The organism is uncultured Methanobrevibacter sp. (genome assembly GCF_902801725.1).
Lineage (GTDB): Archaea > Methanobacteriota > Methanobacteria > Methanobacteriales > Methanobacteriaceae > Methanocatella.
This window is the reverse complement of the sequence record NZ_CADCJB010000001.1, coordinates 35,593-48,381: the sequence shown is the minus strand read 5'-3', so window position 1 is coordinate 48,381 and position 12,789 is coordinate 35,593. Positions and strand designations below refer to the sequence as shown.

15 protein-coding genes are annotated in these 12,789 nt (G+C 32.3%); 6 read left to right on the top strand and 9 right to left on the bottom strand.

The annotated features are described in order from the left end of the window. Window positions 1-9: 9 nt before the first annotated feature. Window positions 10-921 carry a sirohydrochlorin nickelochelatase gene (gene cfbA, locus QZV68_RS00220; protein WP_296877431.1) on the bottom strand — a complete coding sequence of 304 codons (912 nt, stop codon included), beginning with the start codon at window positions 919-921 and terminating at the stop codon, window positions 10-12. After that, window positions 893-1,291: a Zn-ribbon domain-containing OB-fold protein gene (locus tag QZV68_RS00215; RefSeq protein ID WP_296877429.1), complete on the bottom strand. Its 399-nt coding sequence runs from the start codon at window positions 1,289-1,291 to the stop codon at window positions 893-895. The genes cfbA and QZV68_RS00215 overlap by 29 nt, the downstream gene beginning before the upstream one ends. 172 nt (window positions 1,292-1,463) lie before the next feature. On the opposite strand from QZV68_RS00215, the gene QZV68_RS00210 reads away from it, so the two are divergent. Both QZV68_RS00210 and QZV68_RS00205 read left to right on the top strand, forming a co-directional pair. Further along, on the top strand, window positions 1,464-2,408 hold the full coding sequence (locus QZV68_RS00210) for a hypothetical protein (protein ID WP_296877428.1): 945 nt from the start codon (window positions 1,464-1,466) through the stop codon (window positions 2,406-2,408). Then, window positions 2,398-3,264, top strand: coding sequence for a hypothetical protein (locus QZV68_RS00205; protein ID WP_296877426.1), 867 nt, complete (start codon window positions 2,398-2,400; stop codon window positions 3,262-3,264). The genes QZV68_RS00210 and QZV68_RS00205 overlap by 11 nt, the downstream gene beginning before the upstream one ends. 11 nt (window positions 3,265-3,275) lie before the next feature. Here the strand turns inward: QZV68_RS00205 and QZV68_RS00200 are convergent, their stop codons facing one another. The 4 genes from QZV68_RS00200 to QZV68_RS00185 are packed head-to-tail and all read right to left on the bottom strand — an operon-like array spanning window position 3,276 to window position 6,928. Beyond that, window positions 3,276-4,535 carry a magnesium transporter gene (locus tag QZV68_RS00200; protein WP_296877424.1) on the bottom strand — a complete coding sequence of 420 codons (1,260 nt, stop codon included), beginning with the start codon at window positions 4,533-4,535 and terminating at the stop codon, window positions 3,276-3,278. A gap of 35 nt (window positions 4,536-4,570) precedes the next feature. Beyond that, window positions 4,571-5,170 (bottom strand): potassium channel family protein, encoded by a 600-nt coding sequence (locus QZV68_RS00195; RefSeq protein ID WP_296877423.1) that lies wholly within the window; start codon window positions 5,168-5,170, stop codon window positions 4,571-4,573. A 9-nt stretch (window positions 5,171-5,179) separates the two neighbouring features. Beyond that, on the bottom strand, window positions 5,180-6,253 hold the full coding sequence (gene cobJ, locus QZV68_RS00190) for a precorrin-3B C(17)-methyltransferase (protein ID WP_296877421.1): 1,074 nt from the start codon (window positions 6,251-6,253) through the stop codon (window positions 5,180-5,182). 12 nt (window positions 6,254-6,265) lie between these two features. Next, window positions 6,266-6,928, bottom strand: a complete 663-nt coding sequence (locus QZV68_RS00185; RefSeq protein WP_296877419.1) for a hypothetical protein — start codon at window positions 6,926-6,928, stop codon at window positions 6,266-6,268. 161 nt (window positions 6,929-7,089) lie between these two features. On the opposite strand from QZV68_RS00185, the gene QZV68_RS00180 reads away from it, so the two are divergent. Together QZV68_RS00180 and QZV68_RS00175 are read left to right on the top strand one after the other, a co-directional pair. Beyond that, window positions 7,090-8,814, top strand: coding sequence for a DNA-directed DNA polymerase II small subunit (locus QZV68_RS00180; RefSeq protein WP_296877417.1), 1,725 nt, complete (start codon window positions 7,090-7,092; stop codon window positions 8,812-8,814). Window positions 8,815-8,826: 12 nt separating this feature from the next. Beyond that, the gene (locus QZV68_RS00175; protein WP_296877415.1) at window positions 8,827-9,414 is read left to right on the top strand and encodes a class II aldolase/adducin family protein; all 588 of its coding nucleotides are present in this window, start codon (window positions 8,827-8,829) and stop codon (window positions 9,412-9,414) included. Here the strand turns inward: QZV68_RS00175 and QZV68_RS00170 are convergent. Beyond that, window positions 9,411-9,578, bottom strand: a complete 168-nt coding sequence (locus QZV68_RS00170) for a ribbon-helix-helix protein, CopG family (protein WP_296877413.1) — start codon at window positions 9,576-9,578, stop codon at window positions 9,411-9,413. The genes QZV68_RS00175 and QZV68_RS00170 overlap by 4 nt on opposite strands. Before the next feature lie 150 nt (window positions 9,579-9,728). Between QZV68_RS00170 and QZV68_RS00165 the strand changes: the two genes are divergently transcribed. Continuing rightward, window positions 9,729-9,977, top strand: coding sequence for a UPF0147 family protein (locus QZV68_RS00165; RefSeq protein ID WP_296877411.1), 249 nt, complete (start codon window positions 9,729-9,731; stop codon window positions 9,975-9,977). Between the two features lie 19 nt (window positions 9,978-9,996). Here the strand turns inward: QZV68_RS00165 and QZV68_RS00160 are convergent, their stop codons facing one another. Both QZV68_RS00160 and QZV68_RS00155 read right to left on the bottom strand, forming a co-directional pair. Further along, the gene (locus tag QZV68_RS00160) at window positions 9,997-11,013 is read right to left on the bottom strand and encodes a cobalt-precorrin 5A hydrolase (RefSeq protein WP_296877409.1); all 1,017 of its coding nucleotides are present in this window, start codon (window positions 11,011-11,013) and stop codon (window positions 9,997-9,999) included. Continuing rightward, window positions 11,010-12,047: a cobalamin biosynthesis protein gene (locus QZV68_RS00155; RefSeq protein ID WP_296877407.1), complete on the bottom strand. Its 1,038-nt coding sequence runs from the start codon at window positions 12,045-12,047 to the stop codon at window positions 11,010-11,012. The genes QZV68_RS00160 and QZV68_RS00155 overlap by 4 nt, the downstream gene beginning before the upstream one ends. A 63-nt stretch (window positions 12,048-12,110) precedes the next feature. Between QZV68_RS00155 and QZV68_RS00150 the strand changes: the two genes are divergently transcribed. Then, window positions 12,111-12,593 (top strand): DUF2299 domain-containing protein, encoded by a 483-nt coding sequence (locus QZV68_RS00150; RefSeq protein WP_296877405.1) that lies wholly within the window; start codon window positions 12,111-12,113, stop codon window positions 12,591-12,593. Window positions 12,594-12,789: the final 196 nt, after the last annotated feature.

Genomic DNA, 12,789 nt, shown 5'->3' with positions numbered 1-12,789 from the left:
TATGAAAAATTATAATTTTTCATTAACCATACTAACCAAAATATCAATCAGGATATCATCGGCCTTGATAGGCTCAGGATAAAGTATTTCCCCGTCAAATTCAACAGGAGTCAAATCATGAACGTGGTCATGGTCACCATGGCCATGTGAATGTGAATGCTCATGTTCGTGATCATCCAAAAATCCTAAGATATGTGGAATATCGTGAGTTGTGTGCATTCCAGGAGCAATAAAGACCGGCACTACAACCAATCTTTCCAAATCATTTTCATCAACCAATTTGTTAATAGATTCGGGAATGCTAGGGCCGCACAATTCCATGAATCCAAAACTTGATGGATATTCACAAGTCTTTTCAAACTTATTGTATAATGCGGTTGCAAACTCTTTATTATAATTTAACCTAGACCCGTGGGTTACAAGTAGAATTCCAGTTTTTGCATTATCATCCAGTTTGGATTCGGCTAAAGCTTCATTGATTCTCTTATCAATAATATCTAAAAGCTCATCTCTCGGTCCTATAGAACTCAACAGTTCAATATCGCCATCAAAGTCCACATCATCGGCAATTGACAGGTAATGTTCAGGTGGATAGTTTCCATCAGGACATCTTGGGTCGACTTCCAAAGGTTCAAGACCCAACAATTGCGGAATATCAATGTTAGTATGAATACCAGGAGCTAAAAATACTGGAAGGGCAATAATTCTCTGTAAATCGTCCACTTCCTCTTTTAAAATCTCCACAGCACCTGCAATAGTAGGTTCGGATACTTTCATGTATCCTATTTCAGTTGCAAGGCCTGTTTTTTTGATAAATTTTTCTTTAATTTCAACAAATACTTCTTCAGCATAAGGCAAGGTACTTCCATGACTTACCAAAATAACTGCAGTATTATTTGATAACTTTGAACTTGTATCCATAAGAGATTACTCCGTCTTCTCCATCTTCTCTAATTCTTCTAAATACCATTTCTACATCGTCACCGATTTCAATATCCTCAACATCACAATCTACAAGTTGTGAAGTTAATTTGGCACCTTCTTCAAGTTCAATTACAGCTACCGCATAAGGAGCTGATTTTTTAAAGTTATCCGGTGCTGATCTGATAACTGAAAATGTGTAAATTTTACCTTTTCCTGAAAATTGGAAAGGTTCAAGATTTCCTTTTCTTCTACAATTAGGACAAACTACACGAGATGGGAAGAATAATTCTCCACAAGTTGTACATTTAGAACCTATAAGATTGTATCTTTGTTGTATATGACGCCATGTTCTTACAGTATCTGACATGCAAATCCTCCATATATTTTCTAATAAGTATAGTTTCTAATCAATAATATAAATAAGTATTTTTTTTATTACTATTTCTGCCGAATTTCCAAAATTGTAATACATTTTTGTGCAAAATCACGCTTTCGCAGTTGGGAAATAAATTTATCAATATTAGGTCTATTTCAATATTATGAAAATCGACTCCAAAGGAAATATACTGGTAGGTAGTGTTGCTATTTTAATTATATCTTTGTTGATAATAGCCATTTTTATAATTACAAGTATAAATTACCTTGAAAATGAAAACATAGAATTAAAATCAAATAATAATTTTAAGTATATCATTGATGACTACTCAAGAAATTTAGAAGTTCTTGGAAGAGATGCAATAGCTGATGCAACTCAAAAGGTATACAACGGACTGCCTGTTTTCAACAGCGAAAACCAAATAAAAAAGAACCTGAACAAAAAATTGGAAGAAAAAAACAAAGAATTTGAAAACAAGTACGGCGTAAGAATTTCATCTGAAGTGCTGTCAGTTGAAAACAGCGGCAGTCCCTGGAAAATTCTGTTTAAGGTAAAACTGAAAGTTAAAAAAGATAACATCAACTATTCAAACATCATTGAGAAAAATGCATCGATTGAAGGTTTAAGAGATCCATTGCCACTGGCCAAACTAACAATAGCATCAGGAATTCTGACATATGATAATAAAATCCATTATAAAAATGCAATAGCTGGGTATATGGTTATACATCATTTCAAATCGCCTGAATCCTACATTGAAGCAACAGCACCATTATACATTACCAAATGTCCATATGACCCATACATTCACCATGGAGACCCGGGAGTATTGGATGATTGTCTGAAAAAAGGATATTTCCATGAAAGCGCCGACGGAAGCTGTTATCTTTGCAGACTCGAGGGAAAGGGAAAATGCCCACATTATGGCTTTGAAGTATTTATACAAACACATACTCCAATTAAAAACGAGTCTTTATCGTGTAGTGACCATGTAGTCTTTGCAGACCATTACAATGGGGAAAAAATAGACCCAAATGACTGGGATAGTCTAATTTTAGATTCATCCCATAGAAAGAAATACGGATTGGTGAAGGAAAATGGACAGTAGAGGAACTCTAACGCTTGAAATAGCAGTCATCATGATAATTCTCATAATGATTGCGGGAATCGTTCTTTCATTAAGTGAAATAAGTACACACAAAATCGCAAAACAGAGCGAAAATGAACATATTCAGACATTGATTGAAGAGAGTATTGTCAATCTAATAAACAATCCAGGAACTCCAAGCAACTGGGAAGTTCACAAAAAAGGAACCCCTGGTCTTGCAATTGTAAATGAGGAGGGACAGATTATTCCAAACAGTGTGGCATATTCAAAATTTCTAGCTCTTGGAAGTAATTATGAAAAGTACGTGACCAAGATATTGTTTAACTCAAAAATTAAAACCTCAATGGAACTCATTCCGCATGAGAGTACAATTTCAAGTGTAAAAATAGGTGGTGATGCCGGCTCTGGAAATGTCCACTCGGTCAACAGACTGGTGAAATGCGACTTTTTCAAAAAATATGTACTAAAAGACTTTCAGCTTGAAGGCAAGTGCAACAGAAATCATGACCAGGATTCACACAGCTGCAACTACTTTAAAGTATTCAAAGGCAATTTGAGGGCTTCAGATTACTATCTGCTCACTGATGAAAGGGAACAAAACGAACTGAAATATTATATGGATTCAACAAGAGTTGTCAAATCAAAAAGCTGGCAGCCCATATACGATGATGTAATCTATTTGAACGATGAAATCAACTTTTACGATGATTCCAGTTCAATTGTTTTCATTCATCTTGATAAGCCTGATGCCAAAGCTGTTTTGGTAAGCGTTCCGAAAAATTTCGATAGAAATAATCTAAAATACGACTATTTCAGAACGAATGAATGTGAACTGATTTTAAAGGCATGGAATTAGCTTCAAATCGATTAGATTAAAACACCCAACAACAGTAAGGAGACAGAAATTAAAACCAAACTTGAAATTGAATCAGTAACACTGGTTGAAATTGGAATTACAATATTGTCCGGGTCCAGATTATGACTATATGAAATTGTTGAAATGTAATAGACAATAAATACCATTATAGTAACCAGAATAAGGCCGGACAATGTACTGATTTCAATGATTTTATCAAATCCAACGCCGACCACTCCGAAAATTAATGAAGACCCTTCGGCCAATATTCCTATAAATGGGAATATAATAAGTGCTAAAATAAAGCAAATCAAAAAGTTAGGAATGGAATATCCTTTAGGAATTCTTAACGGCTCTACCAAACCTGAGTGAAGACCTGATGAAAGTCTTGCTCCTAAAATACTAATCAAACTTCCGCATTCGCCTGAAAACAATGGAAGCAGGGTAAGCAAGCTTGGATTGGTAAGCAATGTCTCAACTGAACTGTTTAAAATTCCCCCTGCTGAACCTCCTAAAAATGAGCATAGGAGTAAAATAGGAGTAGACTGCTTTAATATTGTCTTTGTCTCATCAGACAATCTGTAGCAATAAATAAATCCAATAAAAACACCTATTAAGATTATTCCCAAAACAATATCCTTTATGATAATATTAATGTCAATGAAACTTAAAATAAAGATTGATGCTATAATAGCCGGTAAGGTAAACAGATCTCCAAAAGCGGCAATTATAGGGCTGGTAATATTGTCCGGATCCCATCCATGCTCAAAGCTTTTAAATGAAACGAACATGGTTATCGGAAGCATTATTAAATTTGATATTATGCCTGCCAATGTACAAATCAAAATGAAATCAATCAGCTCCATTGAGTTATAATGAAGCAGAATACAGAATATCTTTCCAACTATGCCTAAAAATATTGACAATACCAATGTCAAAACAAATGAAGAAAAAATGTTATGGTTCAAATGCTCTGAGAATTCAAATTTAGGAGATATCAAACCAATGTGAAGGTTAGTGGAAAGTCTTGAAGCGAATGAACCGAAAATATTTCCCCTCATTCCAATAGCTCCAGGAATAACAACCAACAGTCCGGGAAATGCTTCAAGGAAAAATGTCATTTTACCAAGGATAATACCTGCTACTAAATCTCCTATAGCGCAGATTAAAAGAGCTATTAATCCTTCTTTTAAATTAGATTTATTATCCCCATAAAATTTAGAAACAGATGCAGATAGTGAACTGCGAGTCATCTTCTGTTGATTTTTCACACATATCACTACCTTTAATCATCTAAATCACTTCTCTAATCTTCATCTTCCAATTCATCTGGAATATCATCTAAGGAACATGTTCCTGCCGCTAATTTTTCAAGCAAATCGGCACCTTCATCTGTTCCTTTTAAAATTAATGTATCATCTGGTAAAATTGTAGTTCTTTTATCCGGACCGTAAATCCAGGATGAACCTCTTCTAATAGCAATTACTTTCATTCCTGTACGATTAACTAAAAGCAAATCTCCTAAAGTATTATTTGCAATTTCTGATGACTCATCAACTGTAACTCTAACAATGCTTTTATCTGATTCTTCCATAACTACTTTAAATACAGGATGTGGTTTGAAACCTTTAATTACTAAATCAGCTAAATCTTTTGCAGCGTTTGCTATACTTTCAGCCGCTTCCGCAATTTCAAGTAGTGCAGTCAATTTTTCCGCATCTTCATAAGATCTAGCAGCAACCAATGATTCCTTTTTAATTTCAAAATTCATCATGTTTACTTCATTTTCCAATGTAATTACTTCTTCAGCGGCTGTTTTACTGTTGAACAATACGGCGGAATAAGCTAAATCTACCATAAGTTCCGACATATTCTTCATTTCTATTAAAAGAGTTTTTATTGTCAATTGAATACCTCATAAATCCTTTGTATCTACATGTAATAAGCATGCTCTTCTAAGCTTTAGTAAAGTTTTTTTCTTTGTTTTCAAATCTTCAACTTCTTCCAAAAGATCTTCTAAAGGCGGGCGTAGACATTCAACTGCCTGCTTATCGTGCAACCAATGACAATTGGTACAGTTCCAAACACCTTTTCCTTTAATCCATTCTCCTCCGGTTGAAGAATCTCCACATGGATAAAACGGACAATAACAGAAATCACAGTACTGACCGTCATAATGACAAGGGTAAAACTCACATTCACGATTAGGTCCGTGAGCTACTTCACCATTTAAAAATTTTTCATAATGATTTTGTGATAATTCATGGATTTTGGACCTGATTACATATCCTCTAGGGGTAATCAGCTTACCGTCCTGTTCATAAGTTAAATCATTTCCGACAATCAATGTACAGGACATGTTTACAATATCTTCTGTTAAATCTTTAATTTTAACAATAGTGGCTTTTGGTGGCTCATAGGTACTATCAATAATGCCAATTAAAGCATCTTCTCCTTTAATATCTAAAACACATTCTTTAAACCTTTTAAAAGGTTCTCTTCGTGTTTTACTTAATGGATTATAAATAGCTACAATCAGATTGGCTTCAAGAGCGTATCTTAATTTTTTTTCTATTTCAGACAGCGGAGTCAAAATATTGCTTAAACTGATGGCAGCAAAATCATGCAAAGGAGCACCAAGGTGACTTGATGCATAATTCAACGCCGATACGCCAGGATAAACCTTAATTTCAATTCCTTCATATTTGCTGACTATCTGATATAATACATTGGCCATTCCAAATACGCCGGGATCTCCGGAACTAATTAAAGAAACAGTCTGGCCTTCAAGACTTTTTTGAATTGCCATTTCAGCACGGGATATTTCATCACCCATTCCTTTCTTAATTATTTCCTTATCTTCAATCAGATCTTCAATCTGGTCTATGTATTTTTTATAGCCTATAATAACATCAGACTCTTCAATAGCTTTTAAAGCTCCTAAAGTCATGTTTTCTCTATTTTGACCAATTCCAATTACATTAATCATAATATCAAATTATTAATAACTGCTATTACTACTGCCACTGCTACTGCTGTCATAACTGCTATAGCTACTACCACTGCTTCCGCTACTACTGCTGTAGCTGTTATAACTGCTATAGCTACTATCACTGCTTCCGCTGCTACTGTAATCTGTATAGGAAGTTTGAGAAGTATTGCCTGTATTGTATAATTTCAATACTGAAGTAATTACTATACTATTTTCATTAACGGTAAGTCCGTTGTCCTTATAAGTAGCATTTCCTTTAGCTATAATTTTATAGTTTGGAACTTTACTAATAACAATTTGACCGGAAGTTGAATTAGGGGAGTCATATCCTAACGCTTCAATGGTGACTGTGAAATTGCTTTTTTTAGGGTCATCATATGTAGAAACGTTCATTGAGTCATAATTAACGCCATCAACCTGCGATATAGATTCCATCTTCAAGGCAACATCTTTTTTATTGGTAATATTAACAGGACTTGGATCTCTAATTAACATGTCATTTACTTTTTCTGGGGTAAACATCCCAGTTATTTTAGAAATTTGCATATCTATTAATCCCTGAACGTTAGGAGCTTCAGAAGTCACAATAGTGTATGAACTGACTAGCCCTACTTCAAAGAATATAAAAAATATTACAACTATTAAAATAATTCTAAGTACCTTATTTGCCATTTTTATCACAATCATTGAAAACTTATTAATTAAATAACAAGTACATTATAATGATTTAACTTTTCTTTTTAATATATAATAAATATAACGAAAAAGACTAAATCATGTTGAGTAAAATTCTCAAAGTTTATTAATTATAGAAAATAAAAATTTTAATCAATATGTCAACTACTAATAAAATTCTATTAAAATTTGCAAAAAAGGGAATCAACCTATCACCTGATGCTTATGATAAAGTTATTAATGCAGAAAATCCTATAGATTTTGCATCTTCACTCATAGTCAAATTAAAAAGTGATAAATTCACATCAAAAGACTTGATATCAGTTAGTGGTGAAACAGTTGATGAAATAACAGGAAATAAAGAAATACCTGAAAAGGATAATCAAAAAACATTAACAGATGCCGGTGAGGTTAAAACAGAAAAACCTCAAACAACACCAACAGAAACAAAAAAACCAATACAAAACCAAACACAAACAACACCAACAGAAACAAAAAAACCAATACAAAACCAAACACCACAAAAAAAGGATATTAGTATAGAAAATCTAAAAAAAGACAGTGACGTGAAAGAAAAACATATCAATAAAGCCATTTTAGAAGCTTCAGAAACTGTAAAAGATGAAAAAATCAAATTTAAAAGGAATTTGGAAAAAAGTAATGTCGAATATGATTTTGAAATCATTCAAGACACCAGTAAAAAATCATACACCAGCGGAGAGCTCGAAAACCTAATCTCATATTTCCAAAGCAGATATGAAAAGTTATATAACATCCTATCCAAAAGACCAGAGTTAAGAAATCCTATTAAGGTCGCTGACATTGACGACTCACAGGATAGCTTAAGCATGATTTTAATGGTTAAAGAAATCAGGTCAAGTAAAAACGGTCATAAAATCGTTGAATTTGAAGATGATACAGGAAGCATTTCAGTCCTATTCTCAAACAACAATGATGAATTGTTTGCAGAAGCTGAAAAACTTGTCAGGGATGAGGTAATTGGTGTAATTGCAAACAAGAGTAAAGACAACTCCTTTGCATTCGGTCAGCAAATAATCAATCCGGGAGTTTTAAGAATCCCCGAAAAGGAAATGGACTTCGGAATTGTATTCCTATCTGATGTTCACATTGGCAGCTTAACATTTCTGGAAGATGCTTTTACAAGATTTATCGATTGGATTAACTGTGATTATGGTAGCGAAGAACAAAGAAAAATTGCTGAAGACGTTAAATATCTAGTCATTGGTGGAGATATCGTGGATGGGATCGGTGTTTATCCAAACCAGGAAAAAGAGCTTGCAATTAAGGACATTACAGAACAATACAATGAAGCTGCCAGATTTTTAGGAAACATTAGAAGCGATATCAAGATAATTATCGCTCCTGGAAACCACGACGCTTCAAGAGTTGCAGAACCTCAACCTGCAGTGCCTGAAGAATACGCTAATGCACTATATGAACTAGACAATGTTGAATTCATTTCTAATCCGGGTGTGGTGTCATTGGATGGAATAAATGTTTTGATATACCATGGACGTAGTTTTGATGATTTGGTAATGGCCGTGAAGGAATTTACACATGAAAGAAATGACCTATTAATGGAAGAACTACTTCAAAAAAGACATTTAGCTCCAATTTATGGAGAAAGAACACCTTTAGCATCTGAGCTTGAAGACTATCTTGTGATTGAAGATGTTCCTGACGTATTCCATACAGGACACGTTCATATTAATACATACAGAAGATTCAAAGGAGTTCATATGATCAATTCAGGTACTTTTCAGACACAGACTGAGTTTCAGAAAATTTATAACATTGAACCGACTCCTGCAGAAGTTCCTGTACTTCACAAAGGTAAATATAAACATTTAAAATTCTTATAATGAGGTTATCTAATGAAAAAAAATATTGCTGAGATTATTGACATTTCAAATGAGATTTATGGCAAAGGTTTAGTATCAGGAAAAGCTGGAAATATCAGCGCAAGATTTAAGAGTGAAATTGGAGATGTTGTAGCGATTACACCCACTTTGAAATCCCTATCAAACCTGAATGAAGAGGATATTGTATTGGTGGATTTGGACGGAAATATATTAACAAAAGGAAAGCCTTCCTCTGAAGTCAATATGCATCTGGAAATCTATAAGAAAAGACCTGACGTTAACGGCATAGTTCACACACACTCTCCTTATGCAACAGGATTTGCTCATTCATCTAAAAAAATCAAAAGATATGAAGGTTTTGGCGAAATTAAAGTTCCATATTTAGCTGAAATTGATTATCAAAAACCAGGTAGTGATGAATTAGCTAATAATGCTAGTGAAGGTCTTGGAGAAGAAGATGTACTTGTTTTAAAAAAACATGGGGTAATCTGTGTCGGTAAAAACTTAAAAGAAGCAGAACTGCTGGCAGTTTTTGTCGAAGAGACTGCTAAAACTCAATTCGTTACATATATGTTAAATTCAGTTGAAGATAACATTTAATCTTCATCTGAAAAAACATTTGGTTTATTTCTTTTTTCCATTCCTTCTTCAATCATTTTGATGATTAAAGCGGATAATGAAATTTCTTCATCGATTGCAATTTTTTTCAATTCTTTTTTCATATCTTTAGGAAGATTTATAGTTGTTTTGCTTACATCTGACATGTATAATAATTCATATTTAATTTAATATATATTTTACTATAATTCCAATCTCTGCCTGATTACCAAAAAATATTTAAATATATAATAAAAGATATATTAATTAATATATCTTTGACTTATTTTTAATTAATATTTTTGGAGGGGTTTTATATGAGCAATCAAACAATTGATGAAGTTTCAGAAATTCTTGAATACATCATGGATAATAATACTGTGCCTCGTAACATTCGGGAAGCAGCAAGTGAATCTAATGAACTTTTAAAGGATGAAGAACAAGACCAATCTGTTAGGATTAGTACCGTCTTAGGAAAATTAGACGAAATCAGTAACGATCCAAATATTCCTGTTCATGCAAGAACATTGATTTGGGAAGTTTTATCAAAATTAGAATCAATCTAATTTACTTTTTTTTATTATTTTAAAATTTTGAAATAGCGATAGCTATTGTAACACCATCATAAGAGGTTTTTTTGTAAATCAATTTTGAATCATATCCTGCTGTTATCAGTGCTGATGGTTCACAAACGCCATAAATTCCAAATTTTGACTTTACAAACTCTGATTTTTGTATATCATTCGATTCAAATAATCTTAACTTATCTAATTCTACAAAATTAATAGGAATATTCAATTTATCTGACAGTTCCAACATTCCCTTTTCATCTTTCTTGATTTCAGCTGAGGACAATTGATTAATTCTTGATAAAGGAATATTTAAATCTCTGATTGATTTTTTCAATCCGTCATATAATCTTATGCATTCCTTCCCACGTCTGCAGCCTAGTCCGACAACAAGTTTCCGCTCTTTTAATATAAGTTTATGGTCATCAAGCATGACATGAATTTCATCTGTATTAACTTCTGAAGAAAATTCAACTGAAAGGTTAATTTCAAGTGTATTATTATTTAGATACTCAAAAAAATACTTAAAATTTTTATCGGAATTTACAATAAATGAAATTTCTTTTCCTTCTAAAATTGACTTGTTGAAAAATAGAATTTCACTTGTATCATCAATTGACAGATATAGGTCTTTGGCAATTACATCAATTCCCAATTTTTTATTAACATCAGTGGAAGTGGTTATAACGGGTATAGCATCAATCATACTAGCAACTTTTTCTGTTAGTCTGTTTGCGCCTCCCAAATGACCTGATAGAACAGATATTACAAAATTACCATTATCATCAATATTCAATACTGCAGGATCTGAAGTTTTTGATTCTATCAATGGAGCGATGGATCTTATCAATATTCCAGATGCCATTATTGCAATTATTGCATCATATTCATAAAATAAAATTGGAAACTTATTTTTGACATCCTTGTGAAAAAGATCAGTTCTTATTATTGTAGAATCATTATTCAGTTTCTCTTTTAATGAAACTGCTAAATCCTGACCTTTTTTTGAAACAGAAATGATTGCAATTTTCATAATATCACATTAACCAATATCAATAATAATATTATAGTTATAGTAAATAAAATAATTGTCAATTTTGATAGATTGACTGCCTTTTCAATGTCATTGACTTCAATAGGCTTGTTTTCATCTCCTAAAATATATGTATCTTTTTTAACCAGCCTTATATTCAGGGCTCCAGCTGCTGATGCCATGGTATAACCTGAATTTGGACTTGGACAATTTCGAGCATCTCTCATCATTATCTTAAAGCTGTTTTTACCATCAAGTTTAAGAAGATATGCGGAAATAACAACATACAGACCTGCAATTCTTGAAGGGATGAAATTCAAAATGTCATCGATTTTAGCTGGAACATAGCCAATAAACTTCAATTCATCTGTTGTGTATCCAACCATTGCATCAAGTGTGTTGAACATCCTGTAGAGAATAGGAACTAAAAGGAGTAGGTACAGACAATTATCAATTGGATTTAAAATTATTATTATTGAAAATATGAAGTAGTAAAAAATCGGAGCGACATATGAATCGGTAATGTTTTCAGTCATGCTTTCTATTGTTGCCGAAACGATGAAGCTTTCTGTCAATTCATCAGTACTTCTGCTAACAAGATATGATACTGATTTTCTTGCTTTTTCCAAACTATCATTCAGGTCATTTTCAACACTTATTGCTGTTTCCAATAACATTTTAACAGAAAATGAAGATGATAATAATATGATAAACATGATAAATAACAATATTATATTAAATTTACATATAAAATAAATTATATATAATATCAGGCTTGAAACAAAGCAGGTACACAATACCAACAATATTCCTGATATCCTGTTTCTAAATCCTATAAACAGACCTCTGAAGAAATTTATTATTGATCCTATTATGACAACAGGATGAATCTTTCCTGGAAGTTCTCCAAAGATGACATCAATTGCAAGTGAAAACAATAATGAGAATATAATGAATAAGAATAAGTTTAATGAATTAATATTTCCTGTTTGGGTAAAAATAATATCATTAATTAGATTATTATATTCAATCATACTTTATAATATATATAATAAAAAAATATATAATTTATTATTAAATTTTCAGATGATGATAATATGGATTTTGAAGATAACATTAGAAACTGGTTAATGGACGAAGAATGTTTAATTGAAAAAAAATTCGATGAAAATGCAGACTTTCACTATATTATTGAATTTCCAAAAGAAAATATAATGGATGTTGTCAAACCTGTTGGAAAGGATTGCATCATTATTGCATGTGCGACACAAGTTGCTCAGGAACATGTCAATTTAATGGTTGCTTCCAGTCCTGATGTTAGAAAGAATTTCATTTTGGATTTGCAATTTGGACTTAACAGTTATCTGGTAGATTTTGAGCTTAGTATTAATCAGGATTTATTGCAACAGTTTGTAGTAACTGATACAATATATGAAGATGGATTGAGCAAAAATGAACTAATGAAAACCATTAAACGTGTTTTTAAAGCTAAGTTACATTGTATTTTTTTAATAGACAAATCTTTTGGTAGCATTTCTGTTAAAAACCCCTCCTCCAATGAAAACGATATGTTCATTTAGAGAGGGAGAGGTGCATTTCAAGTATAACCATTTTGTGGATATATTAAGACTGAAGAGGTATATTTCAACTGTAAACACTTGAAATTTATCTTTCAAATTTTTTCTTTATTTTAAATTTTAGCTGATTTTAACATTATTATTTGAGATTTCTGATTTCTTATCATTTTTTCATTTTCGATACACTTGAAATACATCT

Excerpts from the sequence above, each read along its gene's own strand:
- cfbA (WP_296877431.1), bottom strand. The coding sequence starts at position 921 with ATGGATACAAGTTCAAAGTTATCAAATAATACTGCAGTTATTTTGGTA.
- QZV68_RS00215 (WP_296877429.1), bottom strand. The coding sequence starts at position 1,291 with ATGTCAGATACTGTAAGAACATGGCGTCATATACAACAAAGATACAAT.
- QZV68_RS00210 (WP_296877428.1), top strand. The coding sequence starts at position 1,464 with ATGAAAATCGACTCCAAAGGAAATATACTGGTAGGTAGTGTTGCTATT.
- QZV68_RS00205 (WP_296877426.1), top strand. The coding sequence starts at position 2,398 with ATGGACAGTAGAGGAACTCTAACGCTTGAAATAGCAGTCATCATGATA.
- cobJ (WP_296877421.1), bottom strand. The coding sequence starts at position 6,253 with ATGATTAATGTAATTGGAATTGGTCAAAATAGAGAAAACATGACTTTA.
- QZV68_RS00185 (WP_296877419.1), bottom strand. The coding sequence starts at position 6,928 with ATGGCAAATAAGGTACTTAGAATTATTTTAATAGTTGTAATATTTTTT.
- QZV68_RS00180 (WP_296877417.1), top strand. The coding sequence starts at position 7,090 with ATGTCAACTACTAATAAAATTCTATTAAAATTTGCAAAAAAGGGAATC.
- QZV68_RS00175 (WP_296877415.1), top strand. The coding sequence starts at position 8,827 with ATGAAAAAAAATATTGCTGAGATTATTGACATTTCAAATGAGATTTAT.
- QZV68_RS00170 (WP_296877413.1), bottom strand. The coding sequence starts at position 9,578 with ATGTCAGATGTAAGCAAAACAACTATAAATCTTCCTAAAGATATGAAA.
- QZV68_RS00165 (WP_296877411.1), top strand. The coding sequence starts at position 9,729 with ATGAGCAATCAAACAATTGATGAAGTTTCAGAAATTCTTGAATACATC.
- QZV68_RS00160 (WP_296877409.1), bottom strand. The coding sequence starts at position 11,013 with ATGAAAATTGCAATCATTTCTGTTTCAAAAAAAGGTCAGGATTTAGCA.
- QZV68_RS00155 (WP_296877407.1), bottom strand. The coding sequence starts at position 12,047 with ATGATTGAATATAATAATCTAATTAATGATATTATTTTTACCCAAACA.
- QZV68_RS00150 (WP_296877405.1), top strand. The coding sequence starts at position 12,111 with ATGGATTTTGAAGATAACATTAGAAACTGGTTAATGGACGAAGAATGT.